Source organism: Clostridium sp. AF27-5AA (genome assembly GCF_003478415.1).
GTDB lineage: Bacteria > Bacillota > Clostridia > Lachnospirales > Lachnospiraceae > Otoolea > Otoolea fessa.
In genome coordinates this window covers 219912-238474 of sequence record NZ_QUFH01000001.1, presented here as the reverse complement: position 1 = coordinate 238474, position 18563 = coordinate 219912, and the positions used below count along the sequence as shown (strand labels likewise).

Annotated in this window: 22 protein-coding genes; all 22 read right to left on the bottom strand. The window is 45.1% G+C overall.

What is annotated here, in order from left to right:
- Positions 1 to 97 precede the first annotated feature (97 nt).
- Positions 98 to 1372: an amidohydrolase gene (locus DWY89_RS01140; RefSeq protein WP_118472349.1), complete on the bottom strand. Its 1275-nt coding sequence runs from the start codon at positions 1370 to 1372 to the stop codon at positions 98 to 100.
- A 3-nt stretch (positions 1373 to 1375) separates the two neighbouring features.
- Positions 1376 to 2335: an ABC transporter permease gene (locus DWY89_RS01135; protein ID WP_106999892.1), complete on the bottom strand. Its 960-nt coding sequence runs from the start codon at positions 2333 to 2335 to the stop codon at positions 1376 to 1378.
- Positions 2335 to 3483, bottom strand: coding sequence for an ABC transporter permease (locus tag DWY89_RS01130; protein WP_117795411.1), 1149 nt, complete (start codon positions 3481 to 3483; stop codon positions 2335 to 2337). The genes DWY89_RS01135 and DWY89_RS01130 overlap by 1 nt, the downstream gene beginning before the upstream one ends.
- Positions 3470 to 5011, bottom strand: a complete 1542-nt coding sequence (locus DWY89_RS01125; RefSeq protein ID WP_117795413.1) for an ABC transporter ATP-binding protein — start codon at positions 5009 to 5011, stop codon at positions 3470 to 3472. Before DWY89_RS01125 ends, DWY89_RS01130 begins: the two co-directional genes overlap by 14 nt.
- 32 nt (positions 5012 to 5043) lie before the next feature.
- Positions 5044 to 6216, bottom strand: a complete 1173-nt coding sequence (locus tag DWY89_RS01120) for a BMP family ABC transporter substrate-binding protein (RefSeq protein WP_117795415.1) — start codon at positions 6214 to 6216, stop codon at positions 5044 to 5046.
- A gap of 13 nt (positions 6217 to 6229) precedes the next feature.
- Positions 6230 to 7303 (bottom strand): S-methyl-5-thioribose-1-phosphate isomerase, encoded by a 1074-nt coding sequence (gene mtnA / locus DWY89_RS01115; RefSeq protein ID WP_233430147.1) that lies wholly within the window; start codon positions 7301 to 7303, stop codon positions 6230 to 6232.
- A gap of 31 nt (positions 7304 to 7334) precedes the next feature.
- On the bottom strand, positions 7335 to 8168 hold the full coding sequence (locus DWY89_RS01110; RefSeq protein ID WP_106999896.1) for a purine-nucleoside phosphorylase: 834 nt from the start codon (positions 8166 to 8168) through the stop codon (positions 7335 to 7337).
- Between the two features lies 1 nt (position 8169).
- The gene (locus tag DWY89_RS01105) at positions 8170 to 8781 is read right to left on the bottom strand and encodes a class II aldolase/adducin family protein (RefSeq protein ID WP_107000398.1); all 612 of its coding nucleotides are present in this window, start codon (positions 8779 to 8781) and stop codon (positions 8170 to 8172) included.
- 4 nt (positions 8782 to 8785) lie between these two features.
- A complete protein-coding gene (locus tag DWY89_RS01100; protein ID WP_106999897.1) occupies positions 8786 to 9598 on the bottom strand; it encodes a DeoR/GlpR family DNA-binding transcription regulator in 813 nt (270 codons plus the stop codon).
- Position 9599: 1 nt separating this feature from the next.
- Positions 9600 to 10913, bottom strand: a complete 1314-nt coding sequence (locus tag DWY89_RS01095) for a hypothetical protein (RefSeq protein ID WP_106999898.1) — start codon at positions 10911 to 10913, stop codon at positions 9600 to 9602.
- Between the two features lie 456 nt (positions 10914 to 11369).
- Positions 11370 to 11546 carry a hypothetical protein gene (locus DWY89_RS14280; RefSeq protein WP_181357143.1) on the bottom strand — a complete coding sequence of 59 codons (177 nt, stop codon included), beginning with the start codon at positions 11544 to 11546 and terminating at the stop codon, positions 11370 to 11372.
- A gap of 531 nt (positions 11547 to 12077) precedes the next feature.
- The gene (locus DWY89_RS01090) at positions 12078 to 12593 is read right to left on the bottom strand and encodes a hypothetical protein (RefSeq protein WP_106999899.1); all 516 of its coding nucleotides are present in this window, start codon (positions 12591 to 12593) and stop codon (positions 12078 to 12080) included.
- A 47-nt stretch (positions 12594 to 12640) separates the two neighbouring features.
- Positions 12641 to 13294 (bottom strand): hypothetical protein, encoded by a 654-nt coding sequence (locus tag DWY89_RS01085; RefSeq protein WP_106999900.1) that lies wholly within the window; start codon positions 13292 to 13294, stop codon positions 12641 to 12643.
- Between the two features lie 21 nt (positions 13295 to 13315).
- Positions 13316 to 13633, bottom strand: a complete 318-nt coding sequence (locus DWY89_RS01080) for a helix-turn-helix transcriptional regulator (protein WP_106999901.1) — start codon at positions 13631 to 13633, stop codon at positions 13316 to 13318.
- Positions 13634 to 14082: 449 nt separating this feature from the next.
- Positions 14083 to 14451, bottom strand: a complete 369-nt coding sequence (gene rsfS, locus DWY89_RS01070) for a ribosome silencing factor (protein WP_106999903.1) — start codon at positions 14449 to 14451, stop codon at positions 14083 to 14085.
- 27 nt (positions 14452 to 14478) lie between these two features.
- A complete protein-coding gene (yqeK, locus tag DWY89_RS01065; RefSeq protein WP_022359429.1) occupies positions 14479 to 15060 on the bottom strand; it encodes a bis(5'-nucleosyl)-tetraphosphatase (symmetrical) YqeK in 582 nt (193 codons plus the stop codon).
- Positions 15060 to 15686, bottom strand: a complete 627-nt coding sequence (gene nadD / locus DWY89_RS01060) for a nicotinate-nucleotide adenylyltransferase (RefSeq protein WP_107000399.1) — start codon at positions 15684 to 15686, stop codon at positions 15060 to 15062. The genes yqeK and nadD overlap by 1 nt, the downstream gene beginning before the upstream one ends.
- A gap of 50 nt (positions 15687 to 15736) precedes the next feature.
- A complete protein-coding gene (yhbY, locus tag DWY89_RS01055; protein ID WP_022359431.1) occupies positions 15737 to 16033 on the bottom strand; it encodes a ribosome assembly RNA-binding protein YhbY in 297 nt (98 codons plus the stop codon).
- A 215-nt stretch (positions 16034 to 16248) separates the two neighbouring features.
- Positions 16249 to 17541: a GTPase ObgE gene (gene obgE, locus DWY89_RS01050; protein ID WP_106999904.1), complete on the bottom strand. Its 1293-nt coding sequence runs from the start codon at positions 17539 to 17541 to the stop codon at positions 16249 to 16251.
- 59 nt (positions 17542 to 17600) lie between these two features.
- On the bottom strand, positions 17601 to 17891 hold the full coding sequence (rpmA, locus tag DWY89_RS01045) for a 50S ribosomal protein L27 (RefSeq protein WP_022359433.1): 291 nt from the start codon (positions 17889 to 17891) through the stop codon (positions 17601 to 17603).
- A gap of 3 nt (positions 17892 to 17894) precedes the next feature.
- Positions 17895 to 18224, bottom strand: coding sequence for a ribosomal-processing cysteine protease Prp (locus DWY89_RS01040; RefSeq protein WP_022359434.1), 330 nt, complete (start codon positions 18222 to 18224; stop codon positions 17895 to 17897).
- A 5-nt stretch (positions 18225 to 18229) separates the two neighbouring features.
- Positions 18230 to 18538 (bottom strand): 50S ribosomal protein L21, encoded by a 309-nt coding sequence (rplU, locus tag DWY89_RS01035; protein WP_106999905.1) that lies wholly within the window; start codon positions 18536 to 18538, stop codon positions 18230 to 18232.
- Positions 18539 to 18563 lie beyond the last annotated feature (25 nt).

Genomic DNA, 18563 nt, shown 5'->3' with positions numbered 1-18563 from the left:
CACTTTCGCGCTAACTACTCCCTCATGGAATATTGAATTTACTTGATAAATAGTATCAAATAAAGAATGTGTTGTCAACGGAATTTAACGCTTTTACCTACGATTGTCTCATTCGGGTTATGATCTCATTTGCCTTTTTGTAAACTTCCTTTGGCTCCACCCCAATGAAGAATTTCTGGTCTTCATAGAGGATCTTGCCGTTGATCATGGTCATCTTCACATTCTGTTTGCTTCCGCTGTATACCAGGTTTTTCATCGGGTTGTTGATAGGTTGCATATTCGGCTGGTTCAGATCGATCATAATCAGATCCGCCTTTTTGCCTTCTGCAAGGCAGTCGCAGTCTGTCAGTCCCATTGCTTTTGCACCGCCGGTTACTGCCATTTTCAGAACTTCTTCTGCTGGTACTGCAGATGCATCCCGATCATGAAGTTTTCCCAGTCCCGTCACTAAAAACATTTCCCGGAACATATCCAGGCAGTTGTTGCTGGCTGGTCCATCTGTGCCGATGGCCATATTGACTCCGTGTTTCAAAAATGCCGTAGTGTTGGCGATGCCGCTTGCAAGTTTTGTGTTGGATCCAGGATTGGTTACCGCTGTCAGTCCTTTCCTGCGGAAGAGTTCTATTTCCTCATCGGTAAACCAAATGCAATGATATCCACCGCCCCCATGTTCAAATAAGCCCAGGGAATCCAGATAAGCTGCAGGTGTAGTTCCATGGCGCTGTACACACTCTGCCACTTCCCGTTCTGTTTCTGACATATGAGCAAATACAGGAGCCTTGTAGCGCTGTGACAGCTCGGCAATCTTTTTTAAGAGTTCTTCGGAACAAGTGTATTCTGCATGAAATCCCAGACAATACCTGATCAGCTCATCATATTGGTTGTAGGTATTAAAATCTGCCTCCACTTCCTCCAATGAAGAGGAAAAATCATTGATTCCGCTGACGAGTACACTCCGGAATCCACATTCTACCGATGCTTTAGCCATCATTTCTGTATTCAGATACATATCAAAGCAGGAGGTAATACCGCTGGTCAGGTATTCCATGATTCCCAGTTTGGAGAGCCAGTAGATATCATCCGGCTGTAATTTTGCTTCCATCGGGAAGATCTGCTTTGTCAGCCAGTCCTGCAGCGGCATATCATCCGCATAGGATCGAAGAAACGTCATGGCTGTGTGCGTATGTGCATTTTTAAAGCCCGGCATGATGAGATTTTTTTCTGCATCGATCTCACGGTCCCACACATTGCCGCATTCCTTATGAGGACCTACATATGTAATAGTGTTCCCTTCGACCCATACCTCTCCGTGGATGATATCCATATTTCCATTCATCGGAAGAATCTGGGCATTATAAAAACGAATATTCATGTTCTACCTCTTTCCTTTGTCGTAAATCTCTCCAAGTGCACGAGGAGCACGATTGTATTTTGAGAAGAAAATCAAAAGCAGCATTGTAACGATATAAGGCAGCGTCATGGCAAGATCCGAGTAACTGCTGGGCATCTGCATCTTCTGGACAAGATAATAGCCTCCGGATCGGGCAAAACCAAACAGCAGGCAGGATCCAAGTGTAGGAAGGATCTTCCAGTTTCCGAATATCATGGCTGCAATCGCCAGATATCCGTATCCCACATAGATGTTGGAAGAAAAGTTCGCTGAAATGGAATAAGCAAAGCTGATTCCAGCCAGACCGGACAGAGCACCGGATACAAGGACTGCAATCAGACGGATCCGGGTAACATTCTCTCCTGCTGCGTCTACTGCGTGAGGATTATCTCCACAGGCACGAAGATTCATGCCATAACGCGTTTTATACAGCACATACCAGGCAACAACTGCGATCAGAAGGATCAGGATCTCAAATGGATAGACATCTTTAAATGCGGCTCCAATTACTGGGATGCCGGAGAGCAGCGGAATTGTAAACCGTGCAGACACACCCAGAACAAATTTTTCCGAAGCTGCACCGAACACAAGGCGGTTTAAAAGTTTTGTAAAAAATGCAGTCAGTGACATAGCCAGGATATTGATCACGACTCCGCCAATGATCTGATTTGCCTTCAGACGGATACATAACAGTCCATATAAGAGCGAATACAGCATTCCACCTGCCATGGCACATACAATTGCGAGATAATAAGGAACCTGGGAATTGCTTCCAAAATAGCCTGCAGCCAGAACGGCCACAAAGGCGCCTATAAATGCCCCCATTCCCTGCAATCCCTCCAAAGCCAGATTCGTCACGCCGCTCTTTTCGCTGTAGATCCCTCCGATTGCCATTACGAACAGCGGGATCGCAAAGGATAAACCATCAATCAGGATTCGTTCCATCAGCTGATCCCCCTTTCTGTCTCTTCATTTAACTCTTGTTTCATTCGATTCACTTTGTAACGGATATATACACCGCAGGCGGAAAACAGCAGGATCAATCCGGTGATAACGGATGCGATCTCTGATTCCAGACCGGATGCTGAATTCATGTAGGTACTGCCCTTGCTGATCACTGTGATCAGAAGAGATGAAAATATGATGCCGATGGGATGGTTTCCTGCAAGAAGTGCCACTGCGATGGCATCAAAACCGGTGCTTGGAAGGACGCGGGGCTGAATCGAACCAAAATACCCCAGGTAGTACGTCACTCCTGCCAGGCCTCCTAATGCACCGGAGAACATCATCGCCATGATCATGCTTTTGCCAACATTGACACCTGCATACATGGCCGCTTTTCTTCCAAGTCCCACGCATTTGAGTTCATAGCCAAATACGGTGCGATCTAACACGAACTTCACCAGGACTGCAGTCAGAACTGCAAGAAGGATTCCTAAGGGAATATCCATTTTCAAGTTTCCGACGGGTGTGTCCATCAGAGTCAGGCGGGATGCTTTCGAGACGGCCTGGGACTGCCTGGAAACCGGATTGATATAGTACGTGTTGATGAAAAAGCTGATCACATACTGGGCCGTATAGTTTATCATGATCGAAGATACGACTTCATTGATATTAAATTTGTATTTTAACCAGCCAATAAGTGCACCGATGAGTGCACCAACGACTGCTCCGACAATCAGTACGCATGGCTTAGCCACCGCTGCCGGAAGGGAACTATATCCGATCACCAGAGTTGTGATAAAACCAGAGGTAAGCATCTGACCGGAGACACCGATATTAAAGAGTCCGGCACACATACCGACTGCTACTGCCAGAGACGCAAAAAGCATCGGAGTCCAGGCATTCATATAACTGGTGAAGTCGGTCAGCATATTCTTATATCCGGCATAACTCGGTTTCGGGAGGAATCCAGCCCCCTGAAGAAGGTTACCATAGGCCGACAGAGGATTCTTGCCAAGCGAAAGAATGATCACAGCTCCAGCCAGAAGGCTTAAGAAAATGGCCGACATGGGAATGGTGATACCCTGGTATTTTTCATTTCCCAGGAGTCTGACAAGCATCTTTTTCAATCTGTGTTTAATTTTCAGCATTTTGGTGCACCCCCATCATAAATTCTCCCACTTCATTTGATGTAAGCGTTTTTGCAGCTGCTATTTTCTGGATTTCTCCATTATATATTACTCCGATGGTATCTGCACAATTCATGATCTCATCCAGCTCTAACGAAATCAGCAGGATTGCCTTTCCTGCATCTCTCTGTCGGATAATCTGCTTATGGATATTTTCGATGGCTCCGATATCCAGACCTCTGGTTGGCTGCACAAAGATCATCAGAGGAGACTGAAGTTCAATCTCTCTTCCAATGATGGCCTTCTGCTGATTACCGCCGCTCATGGAGCGGACAATGGTCTTGTTTCCCTGACTGCTCCGGATGTCATACCGGTCAATCAGTTCATTTCCGTACTGGGAAAATTCTGCTTTATCCAGTACACCTTTATGGGAAAATGGTTCTCGGAAGTAGTTTTTCAGTCCCAGATTTTCCTCCAGGGTAAAATCCATGACCAGGCCGCAGCTCTGCCGATCCTCCGGAATATAAGAGATTCCTTCCAGGGTTCGTTTGCGGATGGAGTAATTGGTGATATCGACTCCATTCAGAAGAATACTACCTGAAGCTGCCTTCTCAACTCCTGCAATCGCATCTGCAATCTCAATTTGACCATTGCCGGATACTCCGGCAATGGCAAATACTTCTCCGCCGTGGACAGAAAAGGATACATTTTTTACTACTTCAAAATGATCCTGATTTTTTACAGTGAGATTCTTTACCTCTAACACAGTCTCCCGGTAATGAGGCTCTGATTTCTCTACTTCAAAAGAAACTTCCCGTCCAACCATCAAATTGGCCATCTGCTTTGTAGAGGTCGTGGCGACATCTAGAACATCGATGAGCTTTCCTCTGTTTAAAATCGCACATCTATCTGCAATTTTTTTGATTTCCTCCAGCTTATGGGTGATCAGGATGATGGTTTTTCCATCATCTCTGAGGTTGCGGATGATCGTCAGCAGGGATTCAATCTCCTGAGGCGTCAGCACTGCTGTCGGCTCATCAAAGATCAGAATTTCAGCTTCCCGGTACAGCATTTTCAGGATCTCGACACGCTGCTGTGTCGATACACTTGTATTTTCGATCACATCGATCGGATTGACTTCCAGACCGTACTTCTTAGAAAGCGCCTCGATCTCCTGATCTGCTTTTTTTAAATCAACATAGGGAAGGATTCCAAACAGTTTGTCTTTCTTCTTTAAACCCAGAATAATGTTTTCTGTAATCGTGTAATTCTGTACCAGCTTAAAATGCTGATGGACCATACCAATATTGAGTTTTGTTGCGTAGCTTGGAGAATGAATCTGTTCTTTCTTACCCCGGATGAAGATCTCACCTTCATCCGGTTCATACATACCAAATATCATGCTCATCAAAGTTGATTTTCCGGCACCGTTTTCGCCAAGCAGTGCGAAGATCTCACCTTTTTTAATTTGAAGCGTCACATCATCGTTTGCCACGATACCTGGGAAACGTTTTGTGATGTGCTTCATTTCAATGATATATTCCGACATTTAAGCCTCCTCATTTTCTGGTACAGAACGTATTATTTCAATCCTGGGAAATCTTCCGGCTCAATTCCGTTAAAGTTTGCTGCCGGAACGATAGTTCCATCTTTTACAAGTTCATATGCTTCGTCCATCTTCTTCACGGTATCCTCAGACATGCTTTGACGTCCTTCCTCTGTTACATAACCAACAGAATCAGAATCTGCACCTAACAGAGCGTTTGCTCCCTGGAAACCTCCGTCTGCGATAGCATTTAATTGTTTCTCTACGTTCATGCTCATAACTTTCAGTACAGAAGTCAGAATAATGTTATCAGAACCGTTAGCACCATCATCATACTGGTCTACGTCACAGCCTACTACTTTTACATTGCCAGCTTCTTTAGCAGCAGTAAATACACCGTTTCCAGAACCGCCTGCAGCTACGAACAGAATATCACAGCCCTCATCGATGAGAGCTTTTCCAACAACTTTACCGGTTGCTTCATCTGCAAAGCTTCCAACATAGTTTCCACCTACATTTTTATTGGTAACGTCAACGCCTGCGTAAGATGGGATCTCTACGATCTCAACACCGGTATCATATTTCTCATTTGCGTAATTGACACCACTCTCAAAACCGTACTGATAGTTTACATTGCTTGGGTATGCAATACCGGTTACTACAGCTACCTTTTTGCTTTCAGACTCCAGTGCAGCTGCCATTCCCGCGAAGAAACCTCCTTCCTGCTCCTTGAAAGTCATTGCATAAATATTATCACATTCGATGTCATTACCCTCAGAATCGGTCGGATTCGTATCTACAAGGATAAAATCTACATCTGGGTTATCGGTTGCGATGGTTCCGATTCCGGAGAATTGGAAGCCCGGGCATACGATCACATTGTAGTCTGCAACGATATCAGCAACTGCCTGAATAACTGCAGCCGGATCACCGGTCTCCTCACGAACCGGAGTTACGGTTGCTCCCGGATGAGACTCGATAAATTTCAGGATACCGTTGTAGTTATCCTGGTTAAAGGAGCCGTCATCTACACCGGATGGGCTGGTCACGATGGCGATCTTTAAATCTCCATCAGCGTTCTCAGCAGAAGCTGCTGCTGTTTCAGCCGTATTTTCCTTTGTCTCGGCTGTATTATTGTTTCCACCGCATCCTGTCATTAACGCTGCGGATACTGCTACACCTGCTACAATACCAAATAATTTTTTCATCAATCTTTTCCTCCTATTTTTTGTTTTTGCCAAACATATTTGCAAGACTCTCCGTATACGGTGGTCTGCAGATTCCTTTTTCCGTTACAATTCCGGCGATCAGCGTGTGATCGGTTACATCAAATGCCGGATTATAACATTTGACACCCTCCGGTGCCATCGGTTTTTCATAAAATTTGCTTTTGATCTCTTCCGGACTTCGAAGTTCGATCTGGATATCATCGCCAGTTGCACAGTCAAGATCGATGGTTGAACTCGGTCCTAATACATAGAACGGAATTCCGTAATGTTTTGCAAGGATTGCAACACCACTGGTTCCAATCTTATTGGCCGCATCACCGTTGGCAGCGATACGATCACAGCCTACGAAGCAGGCCTGGATCCAGCCGTTTTTCATTACAATGCTGGCCATGTTATCACAAATCAATGTTACATCGATTCCTGCCTGATCTAACTCATATGAGGTAAGTCTTGCTCCCTGAAGAAGCGGCCTTGTCTCATCTGCAAATACATGGAAATTCATGCCCTGCTCTTTTCCAAGGAAGAGAGGTCCTAAGGCAGTTCCATAGCGGGAGGTGGCTAAGGGTCCGGCATTGCAATGTGTCAGAATTCCGTCTCCGTCCTTAATAAGGCTTAAACCATATTCAGAAATCGCTCTGCACATCTGGCTGTCCTCTTCCTGAATATCCATGCACTCTTTCTTCAGATATCCAAGAATCTCTGGTACAGAAGCATCGCTGTGGCTTGTCACTACCTGCTCCATGCGGTTTAATGCCCAGCTCAGGTTCACTGCCGTTGGACGGGAAGAGTTCAGATAATCCTTATACTCTCTGAATTTCTTTAAAAACTCATCGTAATCCCCGGTTTCAATCGTTCCGGCCAGAACATACATTCCAAATGCCGCACAAATTCCGATTGCCGGTGCTCCCCGGACTTTCAATTCAAAAATGGCATCATACAGATCCTTCGCCGTTCCAAGGGTCAGGTATTCGGTAACCGTTGGAAGCTTAGTCTGATCAATGATGGTCACAGCTTTGCCGTCTTCATGCAAGTACACATTTTTGATTGCTTCTGACTGATTGTCCACTTTATCATCTCCTTTGTTTTTTATTCATCACTCAGATCATTTTACCGATTCGAACTATGGATTCCGTAATCAGCTGTTTAAATAACGGTGCAACACGGTCAGCTGTTTCCTTCACTTCCTCCGCACTCAAAGGCTGATCAGTCATTCCGCATCCCAGATTGGAAATGCAGGAAATACCGCAGACCTTCATGCCCATATGATTGGCAGCTATGGCCTCGCATGCGGTGCTCATTCCTACTGCATCTCCTCCAAGTATCCGGCACATTTTTACTTCATGGGGAGTTTCAAAATTCGGACCGGACAGCTGGATATAGGTTCCCTCCTGAAGCGGAATCTGAAGGTCTGCAGCAGCACCCCGGATGATCTCACAAAGGTCCTTACGGTAAATCTCAGACATATCGCTGAAACGCTCTCCCAGCATCTCCTCATTGGGTCCGATGAGAGGAGACGGTACAAAATTACTGATCTGGTCGGTGATCATCATAAAATCACCGGCTTTGTAATCATAATTCACACTGCCGGAAGCATTGGTCAGAAACAAGACCCGGGCCCCCATCATCTTCATGAGACGGGTGGGAAGAACTACATCCTCCATGGAATATCCTTCATAGTAGTGGACACGTCCCTGCATGATTACGACCGGGACATCTCCTACGTATCCAAAGACAAATCTGCCCTTATGTCCGCTGACTGTGGACACAGGAAAACCCTCAATATCATGATAATCCAAAACAGCTTCTACCCGAATGGTATCTGCATAATCACCGAGTCCGGATCCCAGCACCAGTGCCACCTCTGGCTTAAAATTAATTTTGTCTTTAAAGCACTGATAGCATTTTAATAATCGTTCATACGCCTTTGTCATATCAGACCTCCTCGTATTCTTTGATCACAACCGGATGTCCTGAACAGAGTGCAAGATGATAGATCTTTGCAGCATCCTCCACATAAACACTGTTTGTATATGCTTCCGGTAATGTTCCGCCGATAGCCACGACACCGTGATTGGCCATCAGACAGGCATTTTTCCGTTCCAGGATTGGAACTGCATTCAGACCAACCTCTGCACTTCCCTGCTGTGCATAAGGACTTACCTCCAGTTTCCCTTTTAAGAAAGGAATCATTTCAATCAGTACAACTGGAATTTCCTGATGGTTTACCGCAAAACTGCTTGCATAAGGAGAATGTGTATGCACCACCGCATTAGCATGGGACAGGTGACGGTAAATCTCGGCATGCATTTTCCACTCGGAAGATGGCTTGTGTCTTCCTTCGACCAGATTGCCATCCAGATCAATCACTACGATATCCTCTTCCGCCATCAAACTGTAATCATAGGAGCTGGGAGTAATTACGATCCACTGCTTCTCACGAAAGTAAGCACTGATATTGCCGCTTGTTCCGGCCATCAGCTTTTCATCATAGGCCTTTTTCGCTGTCATCAGCACATTTTGTTTCAGTTCCTTCAAATCTGTCATAATCTTATCGCTCATCTCCTTTGGTTTTTGATTTTCTTTCCGCTTTCCCTTCCAGGACAGGGATCTGATGTGCCTGGAACCATTCCCATAGGTCCGGATTGGTTTTTCGGATGGAATGATCCACAACCACCTGACTGAGCTGCTCCAACTCTCCGATCACATACACCTCGTTGCGTCCGATCTTCGTATTGTCCACCACCAGGATCTTATGTTTCGCCTGCTTTAATACCTGACGACGGATATCTGCTTCTTCACGGGTGGAATCTGTAATACCTGCCTCCAGACTGCAGCCGGCACTGCTGACAAATGCATAATTGATAAAGCAGGTTTTCATCTGTTCCAGTACGGTCTGTCCTTCAAACGCTTCCCGATCGCGATTCAGCTCACCGCCAAATAAAATAAGACGAATCTGCGGATTCGCATCAATCTCCTTTGCCACTGCCAGAGAATTGGTCATGACGGTCAGCTTGCCGGGAAAATCCGCTAATTGCTTTGCAATATGAAGAGCCGTGGTACTGCAATCCAGAAAAATGGAACTCTTTTCGTGGATCCATTGCATGCAGAGAGATGCAAGAAGCTTTTTCTCTTCCTGCATCACCTTGCTGCGAACCGAGATGGGAGTTTCATTGCCAAAACCTTCGTTTAAGTAGGCACCTCCGTGAACACGGTTTAATTTCTCCTGTTTTTCCAGTTTTTCCAGATCCTTTCGAACCGTTTCTTCCGTAACTCCCATTTCACGGCTCAGATCCGTCACCATGACTACTTTATTCTTCTCCAGCATGGACAAGATGTATTCTGCACGTTCGATTGCATGCATGTTATTGATAGTCCTCACCTTCCAGGTAATTATAGAAAGCGGTATTGCAGAAGCGTTCAACCGGTACAACTTCCAGGCCGTCGGAGATTTCCGTCAGTTTTTCAACAACCTCATCTTTATCTTCCGGTAAGGTAAATGGATGAATGGAATACGTATCGTTCGTGATTACGCAATCATAGATCTGATGATAATCAGTCTCCGGCATATCTGTTCTGGTTGAAGAATAAAGCGGCTGCCACCAGGATGCATAGATCAGGCCCTTTGCTTCTTCATTTCCTTCATTTTTCTTTGCGTACGTCTTGATTACTTCGTCAAAACGATTCATATCCTCAAGATTGTCGAACTCAAGCTCAAGGTCATATTCTACTGCATATACCAGTGCAAGATCTTCATATTCTTTTACTTCGTAGGTTGGAGTAGCCTCCGGGATCGGACCCCACTCCGGCAGATACTGGTAAATACTAATCTTCGGCTCAAGCTGAACCTTTGCTGTGATATTCTCGCTGTTCAGAAGCCCCATCAGCTGATGTACATGTTTGATATCAGAATGACCGTACTGTAAGGTCAGTTCCGGTAAAAAGCGGGCACTGTATGCAGCAGATTTTAATCCATATCCGGTGGTTACCTTGTTCTGTACAGCTTCTTTTCCGATCTCTGCCAGTTTGCTGTCATCAAATAAGATAAAGGAATTCCATGCCTGGTCCAGTTTCGCGTAAATGTCTGGATCATTTGACATGCCAAGGTAGTTTCTTGCGTCTCCATTTGCATTGGCAATTGCCATCAGAAGACTGATTTCATCCTCAGCTGTAAAGGCATCTTCTGCAACGACTTTTTTCGCAGTTTCGGAAGTGATGAGGCTGGTATCCAGAGCAGCAGCAACGTATCTGGCATATTCATTCGTCTCATCCATCTTTACCCCATATTGTTCAAGACGATCTTTAATCTTATCTTCCGGATAGCTAAGAGCAAGCTCTTCATAATCAGCAGCAGCCACAGCAGCTTTCACAGCAGAAAACCAGGTCATGTCCCCCTCGACAGCCGGTGCCTCATCTCCTGCTACCTTTTTCAGGTCAGCGGAAAAAGCAGCACTGTCCGGATCTTCTTTGATCTGTACATCGAAAAACTCTGCCAGGTATTCTGCCTCATGGGCATCAGCCTCTTTGGTTTCTTCCTGAGCTGCTTCTGTCTCCTGAGCAACAGAAGTCTCAGCCGGTTTGGTCTCTGCGCCGGTCGGTGCTGCATCCTTTGCACCACAGCCCCCTACCATCGCGGTTGCGGCCATAGCAGCCATCATTACTGCAAGTTTTTTTCTCATCTCTTCTTCTCCTCTTATATGTATTTATTAGTTTTGCTACTAACTAGCAGCTGATTTATTTACATACATTATAAGCACCTTTTATAGGAAAAGCAAGTACTAATCTTTCTTTTTCTTTGTTTTTCTGTTTTTTGTTTTGTTTTTTCACCATAGGATGAGGTTTTCTATGTCACAAAAAGATCCCCCGAAAAATCGAAGGGATCTTTCTAGGAGAGCTGAATTGGAATCCGAGCTTCCAGTTTGCAAGTTTAAGTTCTGATTTAGCTAATCACTTGCAAAAGTAAATTCTGGCAAATCAAAATATCATGATTTTTATGGACGTTAGTTTTGCAAAGTTCTTCAAAACTGGAATTTACTATTAGAAACAAGCTGTTTTATGCTTCATATGCTGATATACCCTTGAATAATGTACTGTTTCACTTCAAATACGTGACCGTAGCAACAACACTTAAGCTTTCACGTAACAACAATTCCCGGCTCGCCCAGAAGTAACTCCAAGGATGATTTTCCCTCACTGGCTGCCACATACGCATCCATCTTCGCCTGTTCCTCATCCGTCAGCTGAATATGCCACCAATTATGTTCCTCATGGCACTTGGGACACGGCTGGTTGATTTTGTAAAGTCTTCCCATAGTCTGATCTCCTTTCGATTTTTTCTGCCCAACTATATCATCATCGAATTCGAATTTCCAATTAGCGGTTTCTGCGGATAACGTTTTGAGTCAAATTTTCGCTCAGACGTTCCTGCCTGAAATCATAAAGCGCTTTATCATAATTCCGGTTTTGGAATTCTTGTGACCCAATCCATTCCGTGTTTATAACCCACTTCAGTACACTATTTTTGAAATTTCCAAAATGGAGCGATTTTAAAAAGTAAGTTTTGAGTTAGGTTTTGAACTCTTTCAGACCGAAATCCTTCTTACCATGAAAAATGGCTACGGAATTGCTTCCGCAGCCGTTGTGCCTGAAAACCGTACCTTGGCACCGTGATCCCTCACAGGTTTTTTACAGGGTGATTTGAAAATCTGCATGATATGCTTTTCCAAAGCCGTCTCCATGAACCGAAACACATAACCCGATAACAAATAACCGATAAGCGATGACAATGAACCGTAACCACTCGTAATTTTTTGTTAGAAGTATGCCCTGTACGGAAATTCTACTTAGATATCCACCTCAAACAGCACCGTCTGATTATAACGATCCAGTGCAATCTGCATTTCCATGATCGTATTGGAGATGCGGTCATATTCCTGCCGGATCAGTTCCGGATCGTAGTTGATATACTTATACTCCGGTGCCGAACCAGAAGAACCGAAGGAGTTGCCATAGACTCGCGTTTTTGGAAGTCTCTTGCGCATATCGTCAAGCACCGTCTTTCTCTTGTTGAGCTGCGCCATCCGGATTAGGATGCCGTCAATGCTCATTTCCTGAGCGCCGACCTGCACTTTTGCGGTGGCATTGGTCAGATTCAATGTGTGCTTGATAGTAAGGATCTTCCTGTCAATCTCATCAATCGTATTCGCAACAGTCATGTAATCATATTCCGGAACGACTGGTTCCTCGTTGACCGCAGCCACGTAAGTACTGGATGTCGATTCCTTGTTTACCCAGAATGCCTTGTCTTCTTCCAGGCTTCTCAGCATCTTATTTGCATAAGCCGATGTAATTTTCTGCATGATTTTCGCCTCCCACAATGTTCTTATCAATATAAATAAAAATGATCTCAGTCCCACAGATCCCAGAGATATCTGGTAAAAAGCTTCATTCCTTCTTTCATACACCGATCTCGGTATGCTGCCAGTTCCTTCTCCGCTGCAAACCATTGGTCCAATATCTCCTTGTATTCCGGCACATCGGACATGGTATGCACACAGTAATAACCTTTATCTTTTTCCTGCTCTTTTTCTTCTTCGGTTTTCAGCTTTTCACCAAACATCCCGTATTTCCGGGTGAAAGCCTCTCTTGCCTGATCATGTGCTTCTTCATATGGATTTTTCCGGTGACAGGTTTCCTCGTTTGCCTCCCGAAACAGAAATTCCATATGTTCCAGGATCCGGTTCCATTTCCGCACATTCTCTTCTTCGGTTCCTGTGAAAGATCCCGGATATCCATGACCGTTGATACGTAGATCGTTGAGCATATTGGGGATGATAACAAGAAACCACTGGTCAATCGCCCAGGCATCACGGTAGCAGTATCCGTAACGCAATCTCTGACAGATGCAGATGATATCTTCTTTCCAACGTTTTATCCATCCCAAGGGGAAAACGTGAATCGGTCCGTAAGTAAGAAAAACAGGATATTCCGGTTTGCGCATCTTACTTTTCCGTTTCTTTCGCAGAATATCATTTAACATAAATTTATGTTCCGATTCCATGTTTCACCGTCCTCTCCTCTATCATTTGTTTCTGATCCGATTGTAAATCATACGGCAACGGATGTCGTTCAACCATCGGTTTAAAATTCCCCATAAACGAGGAATATCCCCGTCAATGACGAGGATATCTTCAATCGTAGTATGCAATAATCTACTTAAAATAATGAAGTTGTCGATGCTGGGTAACGATTTACCGGACAGCCATTTGTAAATGGCCTGCGGATTTTCAAACCCGAAAGCTCCCTGGATTTCCCGAATCGTATACCCTTGTTCCAAAAGCAGTCTTCTTATGCGTTCCCCTGTCTCTTCCGGCTGGATTGACAAATACATTGGTTCCATACTTTGCACCTCCATGATTCAGGACCGTGTTTCTTGATAACGTAAATATTCTACCACGGAAAGGACAGACCCACCAGTACCAATCATACTATAGCAGTAGGGAATGTAGGGTTTTTCCTACCACTATTATATGATCTTTTAAAAAAATATCAATATATATACTTATTGCTTTGATACAACACTTCTCAATAAACAAATTGCGTTCGTTGCAATTAGCGTATTCCAACCTTGTAACTCGTTTTATTTCACTATTTTTGAAATTTACAAAATGGAGCGCTTTTAAAAAGTAAGTTTTGAGTTGAAAGGAAAACACTTTATCAGCCTTGTTCGCGATAGATGGGAAAACACAGATTTCAAGTTTTTCTCTCTTATTCGCGATAAAAGGGAAAAACCATTTGCAGGTTTTTCCCTTTCTGTTCGTGATATAAAAGGAATGAAACAAAAATCTATTACAATTCCTCCACATTCTCAACTACTTTTCCGTCTCTCCAGATGCGCTCCAGATCATAAAACAGTCTGTCATCGCGGGAGAAAATGTGTACGATCAGATCGCCGTAATCCATCAGGATCCATCCGGCAGTCTGATAGCCCTCGATCTGACGGCACTCATGACCGGCTTTGCCGAGTTCTTCCTCTACATTATCTGCCATTGCCTTTACCTGGCTGGCGTTGCTTCCGTCTGCGATGACAAAGTAATCAGCCAGTACAGATACTCCATGAATATCAATGACGCGAATATCTTCGCCTTTTTTATCTTCCAGCGCCTTTACGGCAAGTTTGGTCAGTTCTTTTGCTTCCACGGGGATTATCCTCCTCATTATTTTATTTAAATCCTGTTAATGTGTCTATTGATGAACATGACGTTCATGATAGTATTCCCAGGTCTGTTCGGTTGTATCATCCTCTGCCGTGCCCGTTTCCTTTAAATAATTGCGGGTGCTGTCCAGAATCTGATACAGCGCTTCGTCCAGATCTTCAAATGCAAGACGGCGGAGCTTCGGCAGATTTGGCGCCTTATCACGGCGCGGTTCGATGTAATCGGCTACGTACAGGATCTTGTCTAACAGGGACATCGCCGGTTTTCCGGTCGTATGGCAGGCGATTGCAGATAAGACCTCTGGATCGGTAATACCATACTTGTGTTCTGCCATCCATGCGCCTAATTTTGCATGAATCACAGCCGGAGCCCGCAGTTCACCTTCAGTCAGTTCAATGCCATGCTCCTGGCATTTGCAGATGATAGTCGCATCATCATAGCGCTTTGCACAGTCGTGGAGAAGTCCAGCCATCTCCGCCTGATCCAGATTGGCACTGTAACGCATAGCCAGAGCCATGCATGTGTATGAAACACCCAGCGTATGTTCATAGCGCATCGGGTTCAATTTCTTTTTCAAATGCTTCCGTATCTCTGTAATTCTTTCGTCCATTACACATTTACCTCCTGATACAAGCCGTGCTGTTCGATATATTGACAGACTTCCTTCGGCACCAGGGAACGAACGTCTGCTGCGTGTCCTGCCCGGAAAGCCGCGCGGATCTCCGCCGAAGCGACATCCATTTCACGGCAGTGAAGACGCAGAATATGCGCCTGATATTTCTGGTTTAAATAGGAAATCTGCTCATCCAGCGAACGATCCGCCTCCTCATGCTCTCTTGCTGCCGCCAAAAATGTGACGGCTGGAAGAACATATTCGGGATGATACCATTTTTCAATGTCCATAATTGAGTCTGCGCCCGCGATAAAGAAAAATTCAACATCCGGATATTCTTCTTTCAATAAGCGAAGCGTGTCTGCTGTGTAGGTATTTCCGCCGATTCTGCGAAGTTCAAAATCAGACAGCTTAAAATAAGGATACGGCGCGATCGCAGCTGCAGTCATTGCCAAACGGTCCTTTGCCGCTGTGATCGTATGATCCTTTTTATGCGGCGGGATCCTGGAGGGCATATACCAGATGCAGTCAAGATCATATTCTTCATACGCCTGTCTTCCCAACATGATATGTCCATTATGGATCGGGTCAAATGTTCCCCCCATAATACCGATCTTTTTCATCGTCATCCGTATCCTTTCTGTCAGAGATTCATTCGCAGAATGCAGCCCCTTTATTTTGGCAGAACGATCTTACGTTTTTTCTCGTCCTTTGCCTCTTTATAAAGAACAATTTTCTTGCCGATTACCTGTACTACCTGTGCGTGGGTACGCTCAGCCAGAACGGCTGCCAGCTCATTGCCGTCATCGACGCAGTTCTTCAGAATATTCAGTTTAATTAACTCGCGGGCCTCCAGCGCCTCTGCCACAGCAGCGGTCAGTTCTGGCGTCAGGCTGGATTTGCCGATCTGGAAGATCGGATCCATGGTCATCGCGAGACCTTTTAAATAAGCTCTCTGTTTGCTTGTCATAAAATCTATCTCCTGTTAAAATTCAAACTCAGATCCAGTGTGGATTTCTGAGTTTGAAATATTGTAAATGTGTAACTATTCAGTAGGTCTGCGCATTTACTGCGCTGACCGTACGAAAACATGGACCAGCAGGCAAAAATCCCATTGCCGTAGGCAATTTTTAATGGATTTTTGCGCGTGACTGTGAAGGTACTGAACAGTTACGTAAATGTCAATTATTTATAGTAATCAAATTCAAGACCATACATACGAACTGTATCGCCCTCTTCGATGCCAGCTTCTTCCAGCTCAGCCAGAATACCGCTGTCCTTTAAGAATTTCTGGAAGAACTGGAAGCCCTTCTCAGAATCAAGGTTTGTGTAACCGAGCATCTTCTCGATCTTCGGTCCTTCTACCACATAAATACCATCTTCATTGCGTTCCACGGTATACGGAAGATTCTCGCCCTGATACTGGTATTCAAATTCTTTTTCGAAAATAACTGGCTTGCGGTCAACCGTTTTCAGCAGATCATTTACATGGTAAAGGAGCTCTTTTACACCCTGCCCGGTAACTGCAGAAATGGCAAATACCTGGATGCCTTCCGGCTCAAATTCGCGTTTTAAGCGCTCTACCGGGTCTTCCCAGTCCTCTTCGCCAGTATTGTAAATCGAATCTACCTTGTTGGCAGCAATCACCTGCGGACGCTCTAAAAGCGACGGATTATATGCTTTTAACTCCGCATTGATGGTACGGATATCTTCAACCGGATCACGTCCCTCGACGGATGCCGCATCCACAACATGAACGAGAACCTTGGTTCTCTCGATATGGCGCAGGAAATCATGTCCCAGACCGATTCCCTGGGAAGCACCCTCGATGAGCCCCGGAATATCTGCCATGACAAAGCCTTGTCCATCCTGCAGATCAACCACGCCAAGATGCGGGTTCAGCGTCGTGAAATGGTAATTGGCAATCTTCGGACGTGCATTGGAAACGCGTGAAAGCAAGGTCGATTTACCGACGTTCGGGAAACCAACCAGACCAACATCTGCGATTACCTTTAATTCCAGCTGTACCCAGAGTTCCTGTGCCGGCTGTCCCGGCTGTGCATACTTCGGAACCTGCATCGTCGAGGTCGCAAAGTGCATATTTCCAAGACCGCCCTTGCCACCTTTTAAAATCACTTCTCGGCGGTTCTCGCCGGACATATCCGCGATTACCTTACCGGATTCAAAATCCTTGATAACGGTTCCTTCCGGAACCTTGACAATCAGATCCTCGCCGTCTGCTCCGTGACAGCGGCGCTTTCCGCCCTGCTCTCCGTCGCCAGCCACATATTTGCGGACATGACGGAAATCGGTCAGGGTATTCAGTCCGTCGTCCACTTCAAAAATGACATCGCCGCCGCGACCGCCATCGCCGCCGTCCGGACCGCCAGCAGCTACGAAAAGTTCCCGGCGGAAGCTGACATGACCGTCGCCGCCTTTTCCGGATCTGATATAAATTTTTGCACTGTCGGCAAACATAAATACCTCCTTCTGATCTGAAAAAAGCTCCATACAATCCGTATGGAGCTTCTTTATAATTATTCGTTAATTGTTCTCGGGTAAACAGAAACCTGCTTTTTGTCTCTGCCCTTTCTTTCAAACTTTACGACGCCGTCAACCATAGCGAATAATGTATCATCTCCACCGCGTCCTACGTTCACACCTGGATGAATCTTGGTTCCGCGCTGTCTGTAAAGAATGTTGCCAGCTAATACGAACTGTCCGTCTGCTCTCTTCGCACCAAGTCTCTTAGACTCAGAATCACGACCGTTCTTTGTGGAACCAACACCTTTTTTATGAGCGAATAACTGAAGGTTCATTTTAAACATGCGTTACACCTCCCTGAATCGAATTTTAATGTATTTATCTCCATAACTCTCCGCGATATCGGTAAGTCCAAGTATCAGCGAATCCATCAGGAGTTTTGATTCCGCACTTACAGTACCGGTAAAATGAAAAATAAACTGACCTGTCTTTTCATCCACACTGCCCTTAAAACCGTCATCGGTAAATTTTTCCACCGAATTAGCCATATTGACAGTCAGAACGGATACAGCCGCACAGACAATATCTTTGCCGTACTCATCATATCCAGCATGTCCCTTTACTTCCACTCCCGTGGTACATCCTTTGGAATCGGAGTATACGTCTACTTGAATCATTTCAATTAAGCGTTGATCTTTTCGATCTTAACTTCTGTAAAGAGCTGTCTGTGACCATTTTTCTTATGGTAGCCAGTTTTTCTCTTATACTTGTAAACGATAACTTTTTTGCCTTTGCCTTCTTTAACAACTGTTGCGGATACAGTAGCACCCTCTACAGTCGGGCATCCGATCTTCATCTCACCGTTGTTAACAGCCAGAACCTGATCGAAAGTAACAGCTTCACCTGCAGCAGCACCGAGTCTCTCAACTTTGATTACATCGCCCTCGGCAACCTTATACTGCTTACCACCTGTTGCAATAATCGCGTACATCTGATGGCACCTCCTATTATCATTA

Bases quoted from the DNA above. Each gene is read 5' to 3' on its own strand.
- DWY89_RS01040 (WP_022359434.1), bottom strand. From the start codon at position 18,224: ATGATTCAAGTAGACGTATACTCCGATTCCAAAGGATGTACCACGGGA.
- DWY89_RS01080 (WP_106999901.1), bottom strand. From the start codon at position 13,633: ATGGAACCAATGTATTTGTCAATCCAGCCGGAAGAGACAGGGGAACGC.
- DWY89_RS14280 (WP_181357143.1), bottom strand. From the start codon at position 11,546: ATGGGAAGACTTTACAAAATCAACCAGCCGTGTCCCAAGTGCCATGAG.
- DWY89_RS01125 (WP_117795413.1), bottom strand. From the start codon at position 5,011: ATGTCGGAATATATCATTGAAATGAAGCACATCACAAAACGTTTCCCA.
- DWY89_RS01095 (WP_106999898.1), bottom strand. From the start codon at position 10,913: ATGAGAAAAAAACTTGCAGTAATGATGGCTGCTATGGCCGCAACCGCG.
- DWY89_RS01100 (WP_106999897.1), bottom strand. From the start codon at position 9,598: ATGCATGCAATCGAACGTGCAGAATACATCTTGTCCATGCTGGAGAAG.
- rsfS (WP_106999903.1), bottom strand. From the start codon at position 14,451: ATGAGGAGGATAATCCCCGTGGAAGCAAAAGAACTGACCAAACTTGCC.
- DWY89_RS01105 (WP_107000398.1), bottom strand. From the start codon at position 8,781: ATGACAGATTTGAAGGAACTGAAACAAAATGTGCTGATGACAGCGAAA.
- DWY89_RS01085 (WP_106999900.1), bottom strand. From the start codon at position 13,294: ATGGAATCGGAACATAAATTTATGTTAAATGATATTCTGCGAAAGAAA.
- DWY89_RS01090 (WP_106999899.1), bottom strand. From the start codon at position 12,593: ATGCAGAAAATTACATCGGCTTATGCAAATAAGATGCTGAGAAGCCTG.
- DWY89_RS01110 (WP_106999896.1), bottom strand. From the start codon at position 8,168: ATGACAAAGGCGTATGAACGATTATTAAAATGCTATCAGTGCTTTAAA.
- DWY89_RS01130 (WP_117795411.1), bottom strand. From the start codon at position 3,483: ATGCTGAAAATTAAACACAGATTGAAAAAGATGCTTGTCAGACTCCTG.
- nadD (WP_107000399.1), bottom strand. From the start codon at position 15,686: ATGAAAAAGATCGGTATTATGGGGGGAACATTTGACCCGATCCATAAT.
- obgE (WP_106999904.1), bottom strand. From the start codon at position 17,541: ATGTTTGCCGACAGTGCAAAAATTTATATCAGATCCGGAAAAGGCGGC.
- yhbY (WP_022359431.1), bottom strand. From the start codon at position 16,033: ATGACAAGCAAACAGAGAGCTTATTTAAAAGGTCTCGCGATGACCATG.
- DWY89_RS01120 (WP_117795415.1), bottom strand. From the start codon at position 6,216: ATGAAAAAATTATTTGGTATTGTAGCAGGTGTAGCAGTATCCGCAGCG.
- rplU (WP_106999905.1), bottom strand. From the start codon at position 18,538: ATGTACGCGATTATTGCAACAGGTGGTAAGCAGTATAAGGTTGCCGAG.
- DWY89_RS01140 (WP_118472349.1), bottom strand. From the start codon at position 1,372: ATGAATATTCGTTTTTATAATGCCCAGATTCTTCCGATGAATGGAAAT.
- rpmA (WP_022359433.1), bottom strand. From the start codon at position 17,891: ATGTTTAAAATGAACCTTCAGTTATTCGCTCATAAAAAAGGTGTTGGT.
- yqeK (WP_022359429.1), bottom strand. From the start codon at position 15,060: ATGGACGAAAGAATTACAGAGATACGGAAGCATTTGAAAAAGAAATTG.
- DWY89_RS01135 (WP_106999892.1), bottom strand. From the start codon at position 2,335: ATGGAACGAATCCTGATTGATGGTTTATCCTTTGCGATCCCGCTGTTC.